General features: G+C 66.3%; 19 protein-coding genes. 6 read left to right on the forward strand and 13 right to left on the reverse strand.

All coding sequences use genetic code 11. The features are described from left to right. Positions 1–285 precede the first annotated feature (285 nt). From XnspCFBP7698_RS01960 to XnspCFBP7698_RS02015, 12 genes are all read right to left on the reverse strand, one after another. Positions 286–1,530, reverse strand: a complete 1,245-nt coding sequence (locus XnspCFBP7698_RS01960; RefSeq protein ID WP_104579712.1) for a glutamate-5-semialdehyde dehydrogenase — start codon at positions 1,528–1,530, stop codon at positions 286–288. 130 nt (positions 1,531–1,660) lie between these two features. Next, positions 1,661–2,812, reverse strand: a complete 1,152-nt coding sequence (proB, locus tag XnspCFBP7698_RS01965) for a glutamate 5-kinase (RefSeq protein ID WP_104579711.1) — start codon at positions 2,810–2,812, stop codon at positions 1,661–1,663. A gap of 12 nt (positions 2,813–2,824) precedes the next feature. Next, positions 2,825–3,085: a YciI family protein gene (locus tag XnspCFBP7698_RS01970; protein WP_104579710.1), complete on the reverse strand. Its 261-nt coding sequence runs from the start codon at positions 3,083–3,085 to the stop codon at positions 2,825–2,827. Then, positions 3,085–3,444, reverse strand: a complete 360-nt coding sequence (locus XnspCFBP7698_RS01975; RefSeq protein ID WP_199680013.1) for a cupin domain-containing protein — start codon at positions 3,442–3,444, stop codon at positions 3,085–3,087. The genes XnspCFBP7698_RS01970 and XnspCFBP7698_RS01975 overlap by 1 nt, the downstream gene beginning before the upstream one ends. Next, entirely contained in the window at positions 3,444–4,739 is a 1,296-nt protein-coding gene (locus XnspCFBP7698_RS01980; protein WP_047694966.1) for an argininosuccinate lyase, read from the reverse strand. The genes XnspCFBP7698_RS01975 and XnspCFBP7698_RS01980 overlap by 1 nt, the downstream gene beginning before the upstream one ends. 40 nt (positions 4,740–4,779) lie before the next feature. Continuing rightward, complete coding sequence (argC, locus tag XnspCFBP7698_RS01985; protein WP_104579709.1) at positions 4,780–5,736, reverse strand: N-acetyl-gamma-glutamyl-phosphate reductase; 957 nt, start codon at positions 5,734–5,736, stop codon at positions 4,780–4,782. Continuing rightward, a complete protein-coding gene (locus XnspCFBP7698_RS01990; protein ID WP_104579708.1) occupies positions 5,733–6,344 on the reverse strand; it encodes a GNAT family protein in 612 nt (203 codons plus the stop codon). Before XnspCFBP7698_RS01990 ends, argC begins: the two co-directional genes overlap by 4 nt. Positions 6,345–6,349: 5 nt before the next feature. Next, complete coding sequence (locus XnspCFBP7698_RS01995; RefSeq protein WP_104579707.1) at positions 6,350–7,693, reverse strand: acetylglutamate kinase; 1,344 nt, start codon at positions 7,691–7,693, stop codon at positions 6,350–6,352. A gap of 45 nt (positions 7,694–7,738) precedes the next feature. Next, positions 7,739–8,836 carry an acetylornithine deacetylase gene (locus XnspCFBP7698_RS02000; protein WP_104579706.1) on the reverse strand — a complete coding sequence of 366 codons (1,098 nt, stop codon included), beginning with the start codon at positions 8,834–8,836 and terminating at the stop codon, positions 7,739–7,741. Between the two features lie 223 nt (positions 8,837–9,059). Next, entirely contained in the window at positions 9,060–10,301 is a 1,242-nt protein-coding gene (locus tag XnspCFBP7698_RS02005; protein WP_039414240.1) for an argininosuccinate synthase, read from the reverse strand. Positions 10,302–10,372: 71 nt separating this feature from the next. Then, positions 10,373–11,398 (reverse strand): N-acetylornithine carbamoyltransferase, encoded by a 1,026-nt coding sequence (locus XnspCFBP7698_RS02010; protein ID WP_104579705.1) that lies wholly within the window; start codon positions 11,396–11,398, stop codon positions 10,373–10,375. 310 nt (positions 11,399–11,708) lie between these two features. Beyond that, positions 11,709–12,203 (reverse strand): hypothetical protein, encoded by a 495-nt coding sequence (locus XnspCFBP7698_RS02015; RefSeq protein ID WP_047694959.1) that lies wholly within the window; start codon positions 12,201–12,203, stop codon positions 11,709–11,711. A gap of 177 nt (positions 12,204–12,380) precedes the next feature. Between XnspCFBP7698_RS02015 and cysS the strand changes: the two genes are divergently transcribed. The 3 genes from cysS (at position 12,381) to XnspCFBP7698_RS02030 (ending at position 15,938) form a co-directional block, all read left to right on the forward strand. Further along, entirely contained in the window at positions 12,381–13,796 is a 1,416-nt protein-coding gene (gene cysS / locus XnspCFBP7698_RS02020) for a cysteine--tRNA ligase (protein WP_199680014.1), read from the forward strand. A 457-nt stretch (positions 13,797–14,253) separates the two neighbouring features. Continuing rightward, positions 14,254–14,691, forward strand: a complete 438-nt coding sequence (locus XnspCFBP7698_RS02025) for a SufE family protein (protein ID WP_039407583.1) — start codon at positions 14,254–14,256, stop codon at positions 14,689–14,691. Further along, positions 14,688–15,938, forward strand: coding sequence for an MFS transporter (locus XnspCFBP7698_RS02030; protein WP_104579703.1), 1,251 nt, complete (start codon positions 14,688–14,690; stop codon positions 15,936–15,938). The genes XnspCFBP7698_RS02025 and XnspCFBP7698_RS02030 overlap by 4 nt, the downstream gene beginning before the upstream one ends. Positions 15,939–16,243: 305 nt before the next feature. Here the strand turns inward: XnspCFBP7698_RS02030 and dksA are convergent, their stop codons facing one another. Further along, complete coding sequence (gene dksA / locus XnspCFBP7698_RS02035) at positions 16,244–17,269, reverse strand: RNA polymerase-binding protein DksA (protein ID WP_104579702.1); 1,026 nt, start codon at positions 17,267–17,269, stop codon at positions 16,244–16,246. An 84-nt stretch (positions 17,270–17,353) separates the two neighbouring features. Between dksA and yidD the strand changes: the two genes are divergently transcribed. From yidD to XnspCFBP7698_RS02050, 3 genes are read left to right on the forward strand one after another with little or no spacing between them, the layout of a single operon-like run. After that, positions 17,354–17,650: a membrane protein insertion efficiency factor YidD gene (gene yidD, locus XnspCFBP7698_RS02040; RefSeq protein WP_068838601.1), complete on the forward strand. Its 297-nt coding sequence runs from the start codon at positions 17,354–17,356 to the stop codon at positions 17,648–17,650. Then, positions 17,647–18,996: a dihydroorotase gene (locus XnspCFBP7698_RS02045; RefSeq protein ID WP_104579701.1), complete on the forward strand. Its 1,350-nt coding sequence runs from the start codon at positions 17,647–17,649 to the stop codon at positions 18,994–18,996. Before yidD ends, XnspCFBP7698_RS02045 begins: the two co-directional genes overlap by 4 nt. Then, positions 18,996–19,838, forward strand: coding sequence for a M23 family metallopeptidase (locus XnspCFBP7698_RS02050; protein ID WP_199680016.1), 843 nt, complete (start codon positions 18,996–18,998; stop codon positions 19,836–19,838). The genes XnspCFBP7698_RS02045 and XnspCFBP7698_RS02050 overlap by 1 nt, the downstream gene beginning before the upstream one ends. Positions 19,839–20,026 lie beyond the last annotated feature (188 nt).

The raw sequence follows: 20,026 nt of genomic DNA on the forward strand, positions 1-20,026 counted from the left end.
CGGGCTGCGCGACCGTCGACTGCCCGCCTGTCCCGAGGTGGTGACGAGCTCCGGACCCGGAACATGCGGCGCGCACGCCAGCCGATGCGAGGCCGGCACGTTGCAGCGCTCGCACTGCCGGCATCTGAGGTGGCTCTCTGCCGCTCCGCTGCGGCACCGTGTCGCGGGACGTGCGGCCAGCCACCTCCGCGGAGGGGCTAACCGCAGCGCGTAACCCCCTCGCTGCGCCCAGGGACATACCAACCGGCGCAGACACGCGCCACGCCAACGTCGCCGCTGAGGGCGTCAGTGCCGCACCTGCCCCTCGCCGCGCACCACGAACCGCTCCACGGTGAGTGCCTCCAAACCCATCGGCCCATACGAATGCAGCCGCGTTGTCGAGATGCCGATCTCCGCGCCCAGGCCGAGTTCGCCGCCATCGGAAAACCGCGAAGAGGCATTGACCATCACCACCGCCGAGCGCAGCGACTGCACGAACTTGTCGGCGTTGGCTGCGTCCTGGGTGGCGATCACCTCGGTATGGTCCGAGCCGTACCGGCGGATATGGGCCAGCGCCGTGTCCAGGTCCGGCACCACGCGAATGGCCAGGATCAGCTCGAGATATTCGGCGGCATAGTCGTCGTCGGTGGCCAGCGCGATCTCCGGCAGCAGCGCACGTGTTGCCGCGTCGCCACGCAGTTCGACGTGACGCGCGCGCAATGCAGCGGCGGCGGCGGGCAGAAAGCGCTCTGCCACCTCCGCGTGCACCAGCAGGGTTTCCAGGGCGTTGCAGGCCGAGGGGCGGCTTGCCTTGCCATCGATCAGCAGGCGCACCGCAAGCTCCACGTTGGCCGAAGCATCCACGAACAGATGGCACACGCCCTTGTAATGCTTGATCACCGGCACCCGCGCATGTTCGGCAACGAAACGGATCAGGCCTTCGCCGCCGCGCGGGATCGCCAGGTCGATGATGTCGCTGAGCTGCAGCAACTCCAGCATGGTCTCGCGGCGCAGATCCTGCACCAGCGTCAATGCCGCTTCAGGGATATCGGCCGCGCGCAAGGCACGCTGCAAGGCATGCGCGATGGCGGTGTTGGAGTGGATCGCTTCGGAGCCACCGCGCAGGATCACGCCATTGCCGGCCTTGATGCACAGCGCTGCCGCATCGGCAGTCACATTCGGGCGTGCTTCGTAGATCATCGCGATCACCCCCAGCGGGACGCGCACCTTCTGCACGCGGATGCCGTTGGGGCGCGTGTCATCGCGGGTGACCTGGCCGACCGGATCGGGCAATTGCGCGACCTCGCGCAAGGCTGCTGCGATGCCGGCCAGGCGCTTGTCGTCCAGCGCCAGCCGGTCGAGCATGGCCGTACCAGTGCCCTTGGCGCGGGCGGCTTCAAGATCGCGCGCGTTGGCGGCAAGGATCGATGCGGCATCGGCTTCCAGCGCGGCAGCCATCGCGTCGAGCAGGTCCTGCTTGGCCTGCGCGGAAAGTTGCGAGAGCACCTGCGCCGCATCACGGCATTGCAGGGCGAGGGATTTGATGGTCATTGTGGAATCGGGAGTGGGGAATCGGGAATGGTAAAAGCACGCGCCATCACTTTACTGCGGCAGAATCGGCAGCGGGAAAGTTGGCTGGAAACGCTCTTGCGATTCCCGATTCCCGATTCTCAATTCCCCGCTACAAAAGCACCAAATCATCGCGATGCACCACATTCTCGCCGTAGCTATACCCAAGCACGCTGTCGATCTCGCGCGAATGGCGGCGTGCGATGCGGCGGATATCCACCGCCGAATACTGGCTGACGCCGCGCGCCAGGCAACGCTCGCCATCGTGATCGCGCAGGCGGATCTCCACCATGTCGCCGCGCCGGAAATCGCCCTCCGCGCCGGCCACGCCGCCCGGCAGCAGCGAGGCGCCCTTCTCGCTCAGCGCCGTGGCAGCGCCGGCATCGATCAGGATCGCGCCCGCTTCCACCGGCGCGTGCCGCAGCCAGTACTTGCGCGCGGCGATGCGCGTGCGCGCGGCGTGGATACGCGTGCCGCGCAGGCGGTCCTGCGCCAGGCCGCGCACCACCTCGCCACTGCGGCCATTGAACAGATAGGTCTCGATGCCGGCCGCGCCGGCTTTTGCGGCAGCTTCCAGCTTGGTGCGCATGCCGCCGGTGCCCACGCTGCTGCCGCTGCCGCCGGCCATGGCCAGCACCTGCGGGGTCAGTTCGGGCACATCGTCCAGGGGTCGCGCCAGCGGATTGCTGCGTGGGTCGGCGCTGTACAGGCCATCGATGTCGGTGGCAATGAACAAGGCATCGGCATCGACCAGCGCGGCCACGATTGCGGCCAGGTTGTCGTTGTCGCCTAGCTTGAGCTCGTCCACCGAGACGGTGTCGTTTTCGTTGATCACCGGCAACGCGCCCAGCCGCAGCAATTCGCCCAGGGTGGCGCGTGCGTTGAGATAGCGGCGGCGGTTACGCAGGTCGTCGTGGGTGAGCAGCACCTGCGCCACCGGGCGCTCGAAAAAGCGCTGCCACAGTGCGATCAACTGCGCCTGGCCCAATGCCGCCAGCGCCTGCCGCGCGGCGATCGGCGCGCCGATCTCGGCGGCCTTCGGCAGGATCGCGCGGCCGGCAGCCACGGCGCCCGACGACACGATCACCAGTTCACGCCCGGCGATCAGATTGGCCGACACGAACTGCGCCAGCCCCAGCGCAAAGCGCGGCGACAAGCCCCCGCCATCGGCGGCGAGCAGGCTGCTGCCGACCTTGAGCACCGCACGCCGCCACGGCGGCAGGGGCTGCTCGATGAAAGGCGAAGGGCTTGCAGGCGTGGTCATGTCGGCGGCGGCTCAGTGCGTGTTCCACTCGTGCACGGTCAGCGTCGATGCGCCGCGCAGCACCAACGGGTCGCGCGCCACGATCTGCTGCGCCTGCGCCAGGTCCTGCACGTTGACCAGCACATACGCACCGCCGCTACCGTCGCTGAAGCCGCCGGTCAGTTCGAGCTGCCCGGCCGCGCGCAGCGCGTCGAGAAATGCACGATGCGGCGCCACCACATCGGCAGGAAACTGCGGATTGCGCATCGCCAGCACCAGATAACGTGTGGACATCAGCCTGCCTCGCTCTCGGCGGCGGGCTTGGGCTCGTTGCGGCCGAACGGCGTGGAAATCACCAGGAACCGCGCCTCCACATCCGCAAGATTGTGCATCTGATGGGTGGAACCCGGGGGCACGTGCAGGCTTTGCCCGGCGCGCAGTACATGCCGCTCGCCGTCCAGCTGCAGCATCACCTCGCCGGACAGCACATAGAAAAAATGCCGCGCGCGGCTGTGCCGGTGGCGCAACTCCGCAGCGCCCGGCGGCATGTGCTCTTCAAGCACGCTCAGGTTGGGGTCGCGCAACAGGTGCCAGCCGTCGCAGGCCTCGCCCCAGGGGTAATGCTCTGCGCTGTCGGTGCTGATCATGGCCATCAGCGCAGCGCCTCCCAACGGGCACGCAGCACATCCAGTTGCAGGTCCGCAGCGGCGCCCGGCGAGACGCGTGCGGCCAGGCTGCCTTCCGGCGTACGTCCCTGACCTGCAGTGTCGGACGATTCGGCTGCGGCCTTGTAGGCCTCGCGGAACGGCACACCGGCCACGGCCGCTTCCACCGCCACATCGGTGGCATACATGCCCGAATCGATGGCCGCATGCAGCTTGTCCGGCCGCCATTCCAGATTGGCCAGCAACGCCGGCAGCAGCTCCAGCGCGGCGAGCCCGCGGCCGAAGCCATGCACGATGGCGCCCTTGCTGCTCTGCAGATCGCGGTGATAGCCCGAGGGCAGCGACAGCAGCTGTTCGATCTCGGTGCGCGCGGCCGCCACGCTGGCGTGGGTGGCACGCATCAGTTCGATCACGTCCGGGTTGCGCTTGTTCGGCATGATCGAACTGCCGGTGGTGTATTGCGCCGGCAATGCAACGAAGGCGAACTCGCCGCTGGTGAACAACGACAGATCCCAGGCGATTCGACGCAGATCCAGCGTGGCGCTGCCCAGCGCTTCGAGCGCCGCCAGCTCGTATTTGCCGCGCGAGAGCTGGGCGTAGATTGGCGAGACCTGCAGCCGCGCAAACCCCAGCTCGGCGGTGGTATGCGCACGATCCAGCGGCAGGTTCACGCCATAGCCGGCGGCGGTGCCGAGCGGATTGCTGTCCACCAGCTGCAAGGTGTCGGTGGCGCGCACTGCGTTGTCGATAAAGGCTTCCGCCCAGCCCGCCCACCACATGCCGGCCGACGACACCACCGCACGCTGGATGTGCGTGTAACCGGGCACCGGCAAATCGGCCTCGGCCTGGGCACGGTCCAGCGCCACCTTGGCGATCTCCGCGCTAAGCGTCGCCACACGCTGCAGCTTGTCCTTCAACCACAGCCGCGTGGCGACCAGGATCTGATCGTTGCGGCTGCGCCCGGTGTGGATCTTGCGGCCGGCATCGCCCAGACGCTCGGTCAGGCGCGCTTCGATGGCCGAATGGCAGTCCTCATACTGTTCATCGAGCACGAACGCACCGCTGCGGAAGTCGTCGGCCAGCAGATCGAGCTGTTCGCTCAGACCGCCCAGCTCCTGCAGCGACAGGATGCCGATGTGCTGCAGCCCCTGCGCATGCGCCTTGCTGGCAGCGATGTCGTGCAGGAAGAACTCGCGGTCCAGGATGACGTCGTCGCCGGCCAGGAAGCTCTGGATCTTGGCGTCCACCGCCACGCCGGGTTTTTGCCACAACAGATTGGTCATTGGGGGTCCTTTTGCGGGACCGGGGACCCGGTCCCGACGATTACAGTGGAATTGCCATCAGCTCGTCCCAGCCCAGCGCCAGGTTGAGGTTCTGCATGGCCTGGGTAGCGGCGCCCTTGAGCAGGTTGTCCAGCGTTGCCACCACCACCACGCGCTTGTTGCCGGGTGCCGACGTGACACCACCGATCTGCACACCGTGCTTGCCGGCGATGCGGCTCACCCACGGCGCCTCTTCGACCATCTCGATCAGTGGCTCGTCGGCGTACCGCTGCGCATAGCGCGCCTGGATCTGCTCGCGCGTCAGCGGCTGCTGCAACCACAGGTTGACGGTCATGGTGATGCCACGGAAATGCGGCGCGACATGCGGCATGAATTCCACCGGCACGCCGAGCTGCGCAGACACTTCGCGCTCGTGCATATGGTTGGTCAGCGCATACGGCATCAGGTTGTCCGCCAGCAACGCGGGGTTGTTCTTGTCCGACGGCGTGGTGCCCGCACCGGAATAGCCGGACACGCCGAAGCACTGCGGCGGGCCGGCCAGTTGATCGAGCAACGGCGCGATGGTCAGTTGCATGGCGGTGGCATAGCAGCCCGGGTTGCTGATGCGCTTCTGCCCGGTGTACCTGGCGCGCGTCAGCTCCGGCAGCCCGTAGTACCAGGCCGGATCGAAGCGATAATCGGCGGACAGATCGATCAACAACGTCTGCGGCCTGGCTGCGTCGATCGCTGCGACGAAAGGCTCGGCCTTGCCGTTCGGCAAGGCCAGAATCACCACGTCGGCGGCCTTGGCAGCCACCGCATCGGCATCCAGGCTTTCGTAATGCAACTCGCCCTCATACGCCTGGTTATGCTCGGCCACGCGCTGGCCGGCCAGTTCACGCGAGGACACAAAAACCAGCTGCAGATGCGGGTGCGCCTGCACCAGCTTGATCAGTTCCGAACCGGTGTGCCCGCGGGCGCCGACAATCCCGATCGTTGTCGTTGTTTGAGCAGTCATGCGTTTGCTTCCAGGCGGAACTGCAGGTGGCGTTTCACCCCGGCCCATTCCGTATCGATAATGGAGAACACCACGGTATCGCGCGGCGTGCCGTCGGCGTGGCGGGTGTGATTGCGCAGCACACCGTCCTGCTTTGCGCCCAGCCGCGCGATCGCCGCGCGCGAGGTGTGATTGAACCAGCTGGTCTCGAACGCCACGCTCAGGCAGCCCAGCATCTCGAACGCATGCTGCAGCAACATCAGCTTGGCTTCGGTGTTGACGCCGCTGCGCTGCACGCGTGGCGCGTACCAGGTGTAGCCGATCGACAGCCGTGGCACGCTGGCATCCAGGGCGTAGTAGCGCGTGCAGCCCACGATCTCGCCGGCGGCATCGCGCACCACGTACGGCAGCGCCGTGCCATCGGCGCGCGCCGCCAGGGCAGCCGCGATGTAGGCGTCCACCTGGGCAGGTGCCGGCACGCCGGTGTACCACAGCTGCGACAACGACCCGTCGCCCAGCGCAACACGCATGCCGTCGGCGTGGGCTGTCTGCAAGGGCTCAAGCGTGGCGTGCTGCCCACGCAGGACAGGCAGCTGACTCCACGACGATGGCAACGCAACGGATGTCATCGCACTCAACCCAGCAAGGTCGGCTGACGCGTCGCGCAATGCGCCACGCAGTACTGGATTTGCTCGAAATTTTCCAGCCCGTACCAGAACACCTTCCACTTTTCCTGCTTGATGCAGCCGTCGGATTCGGCGTAATAGAAGATATTGACCTGATTGTTGTGACGCGAGCGCCAGAACAGCTGCGGCGTTTCTTCGCGCATCACGTTCCACACCGCGCGGCCCAGGCCCTCGCCTTGCGCATCGTCGAGCACGGCGAACTTGTCCAGATAGGTCAGCCGGCCGGCACCGAACTGGCCTTCGTCGGTCAGGATCACCGCAGCGCGATAGTTTTCGCTCACATAGGCACGCAGCAGCTTGGTCGTGTTGAAATAGTCCGGCACCAGGGTGCGGCCAAAGCTTGATTCGATCAGCGAGGTCAGCCGCGGCAGATCCAGTTCGTCCCACGAGCTGGCGCGCAGCACGCGCTCGCCACGCCGCACCAGCGTGCCCGAGCCCTTGTGCGTGAACAGCTCCTTGGCCAGGTCCGCCGGCCGGGTAATCGACACCGACGATTCCAGCGGCAGGCGGTCGAGCAAGTCCTTGATCTGCTCGATCTTCACCCGCATGCCGCCATTGATCCACGGCTGCTGCATCAGATGATCGAACTCGGTGGACAGGTTGATCGAATCGATCAGCTTGCCATCGGCGTCCAGCAGGCCGCCGGTGCCGGTGAGGAAGATGATCTTGTACGGCTGCAGCTCCTGCACCAGTTCGTTGGCAGCGAAATCCGCGTTGACGTTGAGGATCTGCCCGCTGGGCGTTTCGCCCAGGCTGGTGATCACCGGGATGGAGCCAGCCTGCAGGCTGGCCTCGATCGGCGCCAGATTGACCGCCTTGACCTCGCCGACCAGGCCATACGTGTCGCGATCCAGATACTGCGCCTCGAACACACCACCGGTGATCGACGTCGCACGCGCGCCGTTCTGCTGCAGCGCCTCCACCAGCTTGAGATTGGACGCCTGGAACACCTTGCGCACGATCGCCAGCGCTTCCGGCGAGGTCACCCGCAGGCCGTTGACGGTCTGTTTTTCGATGCCTGCCGCCGACAGCTCGGCATCCAGCTGCGGGCCCGCACCATGCAGCACGATCGGCGTCAGCCCTACTTCCTGCAGGAACGACAGCGACGAGGTCAGTGCGTCCAGGTCGTCGCGCAGCACTGCGCCGCCCACCTTGACCACTGCAAAACGCTTGGCATCCAGCTGCGAAAAACGCTTGAGGTACTGGCTGATTTCCTTGGCGCTGGCCATGCTCGAAAGCAGGCGCACGATGGTCTGGCGGGTCTGTTTGTGGGGCTGTGCGGAGAGGGACATTGCCGTGTTCGAAAGAGGAAGGGATGCGCCAGGCGCGGGAGGCGGTTACAGGGAACCGTTGATGATGCGGTGCACCGACTCGGCGTAACGCTGCAGTTGCTCCAGGGTGACGAACTCATCGGCGGTGTGCGCCTGCGCGATATCGCCCGGGCCGTAGACCAGCGCGGTGTAGCCGCCTGCCGAAAACAGCGAGGCCTCGGTCCAGAAGTCCACCGCATTGCCGATCGGCAGGTCCAGCGCATCGGCCACGTCGCGCGCGGCCAGGCGACGTTCTTCTGCACGCGCGATGTCGCCTGAGGGCAGGCTCGGGCCGCGAAAGGTTTCTTCGAAATGCGCTGCTGCCGGATCGGCAAACCCGGCGAAGGTCGCCAGCAGGCCATCCACGTCCATCGATGGCAACGGGCGGAAGCCGAACCGCAGCTCGGCCGCCGGCGCAATCATGTTGGCCTTGATGCCGCCATCGACACGGCCGATGTTGAAGCGCAATCCGGTCAATCCGCCGAAGCGTGCATGCGCCAGCGACTCGACATGATCCAGCGCCTTGCCGCCCCAGCGCATCGCCTGGTGCAAGGCGCTTGCAGAAGGGTCCTGCTTGCCCGATGCATGCCCGGCGCGGCCGGCAAACCGCATCAGCACCGAGCTGATGCCGCGGTGTGCCAGCACCGCTTCGCTCATGGTGGGCTCGGCCACCAGCACCGCCTCATACGGCAGGCCGCGCGCCAGAAACGCCGCGATACAGCGCGGGTCGTTGGCTTCTTCGTCGGACGAGAACAGAAACGCTGCGTCGCCATTGCCGGCATTGGCCGCCGCCACCAACGCCGCTGCCGCGCCCTTGATATCGCACACACCCAGCCCGATCACGCGGTCGTCGGTGCGCCGCATCACGTGCGGGTCGGCACTCCAGTGCGGCGAATCCGGCACGGTGTCCAGATGCACGTTGAACAGGTACTTCGGCGTGCCGCGTACCGCATACAGGCTGACGGCCCCATCGCCGTGGTCGATCACCTCGACCTCGAACCCCGGCAACTGCGCGCGCAGGTACTCGAAGATGCCACCGGTGGTGATCGCACGCGGCGGGTTGCGGGTGTCGAAGGACACCAGCTGTTGCAGGTGCGTCAGTGTGTTGTCGAGCAGTGTGGTCATTGATCGCGTCTTGATTGCGTCGGGTCGCGTGTGGTTGGTCTTTTTTGAGTGCGTCGGGCAGCGTGGGTCGATCGTTCCAACGCCCATCCAGCCCTTCCCCCGCCTGCGGGGGAAGGTGCCCGACAGGGCGGATGGGGGCATGCGGCAGGCCGCCCTCATCCGGCGCCATGCGCCACCTTCTCCCGCATGCGGGAGAAGCAACGTCGTCTGCGGAGCGATTGCCTCAGCGGTTCACCTGCGCATACAACGTGGAGCTCATCCCGAACAACTTGATGAAGCCTTCGGCTTCTTCCACACCCCAGTCGGCCGATTGCGCATACGTGGCGCCCTTGGTGTTGAGCAGGTGCGGCGAACGCACCGCCACCGCATCGACGCGGCCACCGCGGGTTTCCAGCGTGACTTCGCCGTTGACCTTGGCCTGCGAGGACTTCAGGAATGCCTCGATGTCGGTCTTGAGCGGGTCGTGGTAGAAACCTTCGTACACCAGCTCCACCCACTTGCGCGCCACGTCCGGCTTGAAGCGGTTCTGCTGCTTGGTCAGCACCGCATCCTCCAGCGCACGGTGCGCGGTGAGCAGCGAAATCAGACCCGGTGCCTCGAACACGATGCGGCCCTTCAGGCCGATCACGGTGTCGCCGGTGTAGACGCCGCGGCCCACGCCGTATTGCGCGAACAAGGTGTTGAGCTTGGCCAGGATCTTCGCACCCGGCAGCGGCTTGCCATCGAGCTCGACGGCCTCGCCCTCGACGAACTTCAGCGTCACCGTCAGTGCCTCGGTCGGCCACGCGCTGCGCGGCGCGCACCAGCCACGTGCACCTTCGCCCGGCGCTTCCCAACGGTCGATCTCGCCGCCGGACATGGTCAGGCCCAGCAGGTTCTCGTTGATGGTGTAGGCCTGCTGCTTGGCACGCACGCCGAAGCCGCGCGCTTCCAGGTACTTCTGCTCGTAGGCACGCGTCTGCGTGTGTTCCTTCTGGATTTCACGGATCGGCGCGACGATCTGGTAATCGCCCAGTGCCTTTACCGCCAGGTCGAAACGCACCTGATCGTTGCCCATGCCGGTGCAGCCATGCGCAATGATGCGCGTGCCCAGTTCTTCGGCGCGCTTGAGCGCGGCATCCACGATCAGGTAACGGTCCGATACCAGCAACGGATACTGGCCCTGGTAGCCCTCGCCCGCCCACACGAACGGCTTGACGAAGCCTTCCCAGATCGCCGGACCGCCATCGACGGTGACATGGCTGGCGGCGCCCAGTTCGGCGGCACGCTTCTCGATGAACTCACGCTCTTCGGCATCCACCCCGCCGGTGTCGGCGAACACGGTGTGCACCGCATAGCCGCGTTCCTGCAGATACGGAATGCAGAAGCTTGTGTCGAGACCACCGGAGAAAGCGAGGACGATATCTTTGCTGCCGGGATTGGAGATTGGGGATTCGGGATTGGTGGAAGCGGTCTGTTGCGACATGGGGGTCTCTTTAGAAGTTGACTAAGTTAGGTCGGGAGCGGAGTTCGCCGTTGCGAATCCCTAATCCCCAATCACGAATCCCGGCTGCCCTGGCCCACCAGGGCAGCCATGATCGCCTTCTGCACATGCAGGCGATTTTCGGCTTCATCGATGGCGATGCAGTTGGGCGAATCCATCACCGCGTCGGTGGCCTTGACGTTGCGACGCAGCGGCAGGCAATGCGAGAACACGCCGTTGTTGGTCAGCGCCATCTTGCGTTCGTCGACGATGAAGTGCTGGTACTGGTCGCGGATCGGCTTTTCCGGCTCCCAGTTGCCGAAGAACGGCAGCGCGCCCCAGCTCTTGGCATACACCACATCGGCGCCGGCATAGGCGCTGTCGATGTCATGGCTCACCTGCAATGAACCGCCGCTTTCGGCCACGTTCTGCGCCGCCCAGTCCATGTAGCGCTGGTCCAGGATGTAGTCCGGCGTCGGGCACAGCAGGGTCACGTCCATGCCCATGCGGGTGGCGATCGTCAGCGCGGAATTGGCTACCGCGGTGTTGAGCGGCTTGGGGTGGTAGGTCCAGGTCAGCACGTACTTCTTGCCGCGCAGATCCTGCGTACCGAAGTGTTCCTGCAGCGCCAGCGCATGCGCCAGCTCCTGGCATGGGTGGGTGATGGTCTCCATGTTGATCACCGGCACCGGCGAATACTTGGCAAAGCTCTTGAGCACCTGGTCCTCGCGGTCCTTGGACCAGTCGACGAACTTCGGAAACGCGCGCACGCCGATCAGGTCGACATAGCGCCCCAGCACGCGCGCCACTTCGGCGATGTGCTCCTCGGTGTCGCCGTCCATCACCGTGCCCAGGTTGAACTCGATGGGCCACGCATCCTTGCCCGGCTGCAGCACCACCGCATGCCCACCCAACTGGAACGCACCCAGCTCGAAACTGGTGCGGGTGCGCATCGACGGGTTGAAGAACACCAGCGCGATCGACTTGCCCTTCAGCTCGCTTCCCAGCTTGTTGCGTTTGAACAGCGCGGCCTGGGTCAACAGCGCGTCCAGGTCGGCGCGGCTCCAGTCCTGGGTGTTCAAGAAGTGCTTCAGTGACATCGATCGATCCTTTGCTGCGTGCTGCTGCTGCGTGGTCCGCCAGGAGCGACGGGGTGCGCGACATGCGCGTTTCTTGCGGTTGAAACTTTCGTGACGCCAAAACGAAAAAACCCAGCCTGCGGGCTGGGTTCTCAACGACGGACAGCAAAACGCCCCGGTTACCCAGCGAAAATGTGGGATTCCGGTCGGCGGGCACGCGAGGTCATGCCGGAGGCCATCCGGGCGGCGCTGGTGTCGTGCTGAAAGGGGTTTGCTTGCATAGGGCGCGAATCCTCGCATGCATGCGGGCACGGCGCAACCGCTATGCGTCTCATCGCGGCGGCGCGACGATGGCATCGGGAATGTACGGGGTCACCGAGACCCGGATGCGCAGCCGGTTGCCCGGATCTTCCGGTAACCGCGAGCGGTATTTGGTGCCCTTGTAGACGTAATCCACGTCGAAGGCGATCGGGCGCCGGAACTCGCGCGGCACTTCCACCACCTTGCAATTACGGCGCGTGCTGGTCGGCGGCACCGCCGCTGGCGCCGCCGGCTCGGGACGCCGCGAGAACATTTCCTTGACCGAATCCACCATGCGGTTGATGCGCCCCTCGTCCTCGGCCGGCGTGGCCGCCACCTGGGCCGCCTGCTCGGACTCGCACTGTTCTTCGATGCGGGTGGCGCGCAAGGTCTGGTAGACCGGCTCCACATTGAGCACCTGCGCGTAGTCCAGCTTCACGTTCTCGATCACCACGACCCGGTTCTTGGGGTCCGGCTCTGCCGCGTGCACCGAGGTTGCCTGCCAGGCCAGGACACACAGCAGCATGAAGAACGGAGAAGGTCGCATCAGTACCAGGAAGGCGCAGCCGGGCAATACGTAAGTGTATGGAGCTTGCGATCTCCGGGGCTGAACGCAGCCCATCCGGTTACCGGTGTCACGGTGCCGGTTCGCCATCCTGCCGCAACGGGCTAGAATCGCGCGGTTACCCTTTTTCGGATGCCGATGAGCCTGCGCCTGCATAACAACCTGACGCGGCGGGTCGAGCCGTTCGCGCCGCTCGATCCGTCCAGCCCCACCCTGTATGTGTGCGGCCCCACCGTCTACAACTACGCGCACATCGGCAACGCCCGCGGCCCGGTGGTGTTCGACGTCCTGGCCGCGCTGCTGCGGCGCCGCTATGGCGCGCTGCGCTACGCACGCAACATCACCGACGTGGACGACAAGATCAACGCCGCCGCGCAGGCGCAGGGCGTGCCGATCTCGACCATCACCGACCGCTTCGCCGCGATCTACCGGCAGGACATGGCCGCGCTCGGCGTGGTGCCACCGGATGTCGAACCGGAGGCCACCGCACACATCCCGCAGATCGTGGCGATGATCGAGCAGTTGATCGCCAGTGAGCATGCCTACGCCGCCGAAGGCCACGTCCTGTTTGCGGTCGCCAGCTTCGAAGGCTACGGCAAGCTGTCGCGCCGCGACCCGGACGAAATGCTGGCCGGCGCGCGCGTGGACGTGGCGCCCTACAAGCGCGACCCCGGCGACTTCGTGCTATGGAAGCCGTCCAGCGACGACCTGCCCGGCTGGGACTCGCCCTGGGGCCGCGGCCGTCCGGGCTGGCATATCGAATGCTCGGCGATGGCCGCCGCGCACCTCGGCCCGACCATCGACATCCACGCCGGCGGCGTGGACCTGCAGTTCCCGCACCACGAAAACGAGATTGCGCAGAGCGAGTGCGCGCACGGCGGCGCCACCTTCGCACGCTTCTGGCTGCACAACGGCATGCTCAATTTCAGCGGCGCCAAGATGAGCAAGTCGCTGGGCAATATCGAAACCGTGCACGACCTGATCGCCAGGCATCCGCCGGAGGCATTGCGCCTTGCCCTGCTGAGTGCGCATTACCGGCAGCCGCTGGATTGGTCGGAGGCGTTGATCGAGGATCAGGTCAAACGGCTGGACGGTTTGTACGGCACCTTGCGGGGCCTGCAGGCGGTTGAAGCGGAGCCAACGATTCCCGAGCCGATCGAAGACGCACTCAACGACGATCTCAACACGCCGCTGGCGCTTGCGGTGCTGGCGAAGCTGGCGAAGGAAGCCAACCGGGCGCTGCTCGATGTCGCTTCGGCCGGCAACCCGACGAACGCCCCGAGCCCGGACACGCTTGCAGCATTGCAACGCGCCAAGGCCGAGCTGCTGGGCGCCGGACTGGCACTGGGCCTGTTGCAACAGGACCCGGCCGCCTGGTTCTCGCGCGGCACCGACGCTGGCGACGATGCACGCATCACCGCGCTGGTGGAAGAACGCAGCGCCGCGAAGAAAGCCAGGGATTTCGCCCGTGCCGACGCCATCCGCACGCAACTGGCAGACGAAGGCATCGTGCTTGAAGACACCCCCCAGGGCGTACGCTGGAAGCGCGCATGACCTTCCCTTCTCCCACTGGGAGAAGGTGGCGCGCAGCGCCGGATGAGGGTGCGGGCGAAGCCTCATGAGAGACCTTGATGCATGTGGCTGCGCACGTACCCTCACCCCAACCCCTCTCCCGGCGGGAGAGGGGCTAGTTCATGGCAATGCCCTATTCCCCGGCGCACTCCTTTGACGTACTTATTTTGAAGCCGCACGTGCATACCCATCTTTCCGACGCAAACGCCTGTCCCTTCTCCCACCGGGAGAAGGTGGCGCGCAGCGCCGGATGAGGGTGCGGGCGAAGCCACATGCATCAAAACGCCAGGCTTGGCGCGCACCTCACTCCGGCCCTGCTCTGCGACCCGGCCCGCGCTGGCAGCGCGGTTGCTCCAAGGCCCGCGCGCCGGTGGCACGCAAACCACGCCTTCTCGCCCCAGTGCGAAAGGGGCTTTGACCAACGCTTCTGGATGTCCTGATGACCAACTCCCCCTTTCCGCTCGAACCCACTGCCGTCGAGGCACAGACGGCCATTGCCGATGAGTTCTCCTTCTTCGGCGACTGGTCCGAGCGCTACCAGTACCTGATCGACCTGGGCCGCAAACTGCCCACCTTTCCCGAACAGTGGAAGACCGAAGAACACCGCCTGCACGGCTGCCAGTCGATGGTGTGGATCGTGCCCGAAGGCAATGCCGAGCGGCTGGACTTCCATGCCGTCAGCGATTCGGCCATCGTTTCGGGGCTGATCTATCTGGCATTACGCGTGTATTCCGGGCGTAGCGCGCAAGAGATTCTGGCCACCGAGCCGGACTACATCGCCGGCATTGGTTTGGCCAAGCACTTGTCGCCGACCCGCAGCAACGGCGTGGCCGCCATGCTGGCCTTCATCCGCGACACCGCGCGCGCGCAGCAGTGAGCACGCCCGCGCCCTCGCCTGCCGATTCGTTGCGTACGCTGTTCGCGCATCCAGGGTTTGGCCTGGTGCTGCTGTACCGCGTGGCGGCGATGCTGTCGTACCAGATCGTGGCGGTCACGGTCGGTTGGCACATCTACGAGATCACCCGCAATCCGCTCTCGCTGGGCCTGATCGGCCTGGCGGAGATCCTGCCGTTCTTCTGCATCGCCCCGTTTGCCGGCTACCTGGTCGATCACCTGCCGCGTCGCCGGCTGGGCATGGTGGCGGTGCTGGGCCTGGTCGCCACTGCACTCCTGCTGCTGGCGATCACGCAAGGCTGGTTGCCGGTTCAAGGCGTGTGGCCGATCTATGCCGCCATTGCGCTGACCGGCGCGGCGCGCTCGTTCCTGTCGCCGGTCTACAACGCCCTGTTCGCCCGTGCACTGCCCCGCGAAGCGTTCGCGCGCGGCGCCAGCGTCGGCAGCGTCACCTTCCAGGCCGGCATGGTGATCGGCCCGGCGCTGGGCGGCGTGCTGGTCGGCTGGGGCGGCAAGGGCCTGGCCTATGGCGTGGCTGCCAGCGTGGCGATGGTGGCGATTCTGGCGCTGGCGCTGTTGCGCGTGAGCGAGCCGGTCAACGAGGGGCCGCGCGCGCCGATCTTCCGCAGCATCGCCGAAGGCGCGCAGTTCGTGCTGTCCAACCAGATCATGCTGGGCGCGATGGCGCTGGACATGTTCTCGGTCCTGCTGGGCGGCGCGGTGTCGATGCTGCCGGCCTTCATCCACGACATCCTGCACTACGGCCCCGAAGGCCTGGGCATCCTGCGCGGTGCGCCGGCACTGGGCTCGATCGTGGTGGGCGTCTGGCTGGCGGGCCACCCGTTGCAGCGCAATGCCGGGCGTGTGCTGATGCTGTCGGTGGCCGGGTTCGGGTTGTGCACCATCGCCTTCGGGCTGTCGCGTCATTTCTGGCTGTCGGCGGCGATCCTGCTGGTGTACGGGATGTGCGACGGGGTGTCGGTGGTGGTGCGGCAGACCATCTTGCAGCTGGCCACGCCCGATGCCATGCGCGGCCGGGTGTCGTCGATCAACGGCATCTTCATCGGCTCGTCCAACGAGCTGGGCGCGTTCTACGACGGCGTGATGGCGCGCCTGGTCGGGCTGGTGCCGGCGGTGGTGATCGGCGGCTGCGTCACCCTGGGCGTGGTGGCGACCACGGCCTGGAAGGCGCCGCGCCTGCGCAAGCTGGATTTGCGCGAGCTGCAATAGCCGGATGCACAGGCAGCAGTGGCCGCGGATGCGGTCGCTGCTGCCTGTCGCGTTGGAGCATTCTTGCGCCGCACGCCGGCACACGCGCCGGCTGTATGCCCTGCCATGGGTGGCCACATCACGCGGCGCGCGATGCGACGGCGCGATACCACGATTATCCGTCATGCGAGACCGCACGCAGATCGTTCGGGTGGCAGCCACGTCGGCCCTGCCGCTGCGGCTAACCATACGCCTGCACACCGCGCGCGGCGACCATAAAAAAACCCCGCGCTGGCGGGGTCTTTCGTGAGCGTCGAGGCGCCGGATCAGTCGCCCTGCTGCTTCTGCAGATGCTCCCAACGCTCCTGGGCGTCGATGGTGCGCTCGGCGGTGAGACGCGCTTCCAGGCGATCCAGACCGATTTCTTCGCCAGTATCGACGCAGTACCCGTAGTCGCCGTCTTCCAGACGCTTGAGGGTGCTGTCGATCTTGGAGATCAGCTTGCGTGCGCGGTCACGCGCGCGCAGTTCCAGCGAGTTCTCGGTCTCGCGCGTGGCACGCTCGGCTTCGTCGCCGATGTCGCGCACTTCTTCGCGCAGGTTTTCGATGGTCTGCTTGGATTCCTCGACCATCTCGTTGCGCCAGCTCTGCAGGCGCTGACGGAAGTATTCCTGCTGCAGCTTGCTCATGTACTCCTCGTCCGCAGACGGCTTGTAGCCCTGCGGGAGGATCGGGCGCCCGGTGGCGTCGTCGGTCTTGTAGTCGACCACCTTGTACTTGGTCTTGGGCGTCTGACTGGACGGCTTGGCGGTCACGGCCACAGCCACCTTGCCGACCGGACGGGTCGCGGCGGGCTTGGCGGGGGCTTCGGTTTTGGTTGGCGTTTTAGCGGAAGATTTCGAAACGGGCACGGGATTCTTAGGTGACGGGGTCGCAGGCTTTGCCGGCTTCGCAGGGACGGCCTTGGGGGCCGGTGCGGGCGCGGGCTTTTCAGCCTTGACCGGGACTGACTTGGCCGCAGCCGGCTTGGTGGCCGGCTTCGGTACGGACTTGGACGCCGCCGGCTTTGCGGCCGGCTTGGCGGCAGCCGGAGCTGCCTTGCTGGCCGCCGGCTTGGCAGCAGTCTTGGCGACAGGTTTCGCGGGCTTGGTCGCTGCGGGCTTGGAGACCGGCGCCTGCTTGGCAGCGGTCTTGGTCGCAGCTGCCTTCTTGGCAACCGGTTGCTTGGGGGCCGGCGCCGCCTTCTTGGCGGCCGGTTTTGCAGCGGCGGGCGCCGCTGCCTTCTTCGCAACGGGTTTGGCGGACTTCTTGGCGGCCTCTACGGCCTTTTTTGCAGGTTTTTTAGCAGCCACGAAACGCTCTTCCTTGGTTCCCCCGGGGCCCGGGAAAGCGGGTCTTTATAGCGTACCCCGCAGACCCCCGGCAACCACCTATTAATGCAACTCGCATATGATTGGCAAGTGATCTCACGCCTGCTCATCGCGCTGTTGCGCTTCTACAAGCTGTTCATCAGCCCCCTGCTCGGGCCGCGCTGCCGGTTTGCGCCCAGCTGCTCGGAGTATGCGATGACTGCCATCGGCCGCTTCGGCCCGCTACGCGGTTGCTGGCTGGCCGCACGCCGGCTGGGCCGCTGCCACCCTTTCCATCCGGGCGGGTTCGATCCGGTGCCCGATGCGCCCGGCGCCGCCACGCCATCTTCTTCTTCCTGCCGCTGCAAAGGACCTCATCCATGAGCCGAACCCTCATCATCAATGCCCGCCTGGTCAACGAAGGCAAGGAGTTCGATGCCGACCTGCTGATCGAGGGTGGTCGCATCGCCAGGATCGACAGCAGCATCACACCCGCCGACCGCGATACCGTGGTGGACGCGGCCGGGCGCTGGGTGCTGCCGGGCATGATCGACGACCAGGTGCATTTCCGTGAGCCGGGCCTGACCCACAAGGGCGACATCGCCACCGAATCCGGTGCGGCCGTGGCCGGCGGCCTGACCAGCTTCATGGACATGCCCAATACCAACCCGCCGACCCTGGATGCGGCCGCGCTGCAGGCCAAGTACGACGCCGCGGCCGGGCGCGCCTGGGCCAACTACGGTTTCTACATGGGCGCCAGCAACGACAACCTGGCCCACATCCAGTCGCTGGACCCCAAGACGGCGCCGGGCATCAAGGTGTTCATGGGCGCCTCCACCGGCAACATGCTGGTCGATAACCCCGAAACCCTGGACGCCATCTTCCGGGACGCGCCCACCCCCATCATCACCCACTGCGAAGACACGCCGACCATCGATGCGACGATGGCGCAGTACAAGGAGAAGTACGGCGACGCGCTGACGCCGGACATGCACCCGGACATCCGCTCGCGCGAAGCCTGCCTGAAGTCCTCGCAGTTGGCGGTGGCGTTGGCGCGCAGGCACAACACCCGCCTGCACGTGCTGCACATCTCCACCGCCGATGAGCTGTCGCTGTTCGAGGCCGGCCCGCTGGTGGACGCCGACGGCAAGCTGCGCAAGCGCATCACCGCCGAGACCTGCATCCACTTCCTGCGTTTCGACCGCAGCGACTACGCGCGCCTGGGCAACCTGATCAAGTGCAACCCGGCGATCAAGGACCCCGAGGACCGTCTGGCCTTGATCCAGGCGCTGGCCGAAGACGTGATCGACGTGCTTGCCACCGACCACGCCCCGCACACCTGGGAAGAGAAGCAGAAGCCGTACGCACAGGCGCCCTCGGGCCTGCCGCTGGTGCAGTACGCGCTGGTCGCCGCGCTGGAGCTGGTGCACGAAGGCAAGCTGCCGATCACCCGTATCGTGCAGAAGTTCGCGCATGCGCCGGCGCAGTTGTTCGATGTGGAACGGCGTGGCTTCCTGCGCGAAGGCTATTTCGCCGACCTGGTGATGATCGACAACACCCCGTTCACCGTGAAGCGCGAGCAGGTGTTGTCCAAGTGCGGCTGGTCGCCGTTCGAAGGCACCACCTTCCGCTCGCGCATCGCCGCGACCTGGGTCAACGGCCAGCAGGTGTGGGACGGCGAGCAGCTGGTCGGCAGCGCCGCCGGCCAGCGCCTGACCTTCGACCGCTGATGCGCGCAAGCCTGTTGGGCGCCTGGTTGATCCTGGCGCCGGTCGCGCTGGTGGCAGGGACTGCCGATGCGCAGAGCGCGACCGCCGCGACTGATGTCGTGTTTCCGCAAAGCGCCTCGCAAGGTGCGCTGGTGATCGGCAAGGTGCCGGCGGGCAGCAAGGTGCAGTACGCCGGCCGGACCCTGCGTGTAAGCGGCTATGGAAGCGTGGTGTTCGGCATCGGCCGCGAGGCCACCGGGCCATTGCAGGTGCAGATCACCCCGCCCGGAGGCAGCATGCAGACCGTGAGCATCGCAGTGACGCCGCGCGACTGGCCGATCGAGCGCGTCAACGGCGTGCCGCCCAAGACGGTCAACCCGCCAGCGGCGATTGCCGAACGTATCAAGCGTGAGCAGGCGCAGGTGACCGCGGCGCGCGATCGCGACGATGCGCGTACGGATTTTGCGCAGCCCTTCATCTGGCCGCTGCAGGGCCGCATCAGCGGCCGCTTCGGCAATGCACGCGTGTACAACGGACAGCCAGGCGCCGGCCATTCGGGCATGGACATTGCCGTGCCCACCGGCACCCCGGTGAAGGCGCCGGCGGCCGGCGTGGTGACGTTCGCGGCGCCGGACCTGTATCTCACCGGCGGTACGGTGCTGCTGGATCACGGCTTTGGCGTGAGCTCGAATTTCCTGCATTTGTCGCGTATCGACGTGAAGGTGGGCGATCGGGTCGAGCAAGGCCAGGTGATTGCCGCGGTTGGTGCCACCGGGCGTGCCACCGGGCCGCATCTGCATTGGGGGATGAACTGGTTCGAAACCCGCATCGATCCGTTGCTGGTGCTCGAACGCGGCAAATAACGTGCGGGCTATCCGAGGCGGCACGCTCTCCGGCGCGCGGCGGCGCGGTTGCTCTCGCGCGGCATCGACATCACTGCGGCGCGGTTCGACGTGCGGATCGATCCATTGCTGGTGCTCGAACGCGGCAAATAACGTGCGGGCTATCTGAGGCGGCACGCTCTCCGGCGCGCGGCGGCGCGGTTGCTGTC

This window comes from Xanthomonas sp. CFBP 7698 (assembly GCF_003600855.1).
GTDB lineage: Bacteria > Pseudomonadota > Gammaproteobacteria > Xanthomonadales > Xanthomonadaceae > Xanthomonas > Xanthomonas cannabis.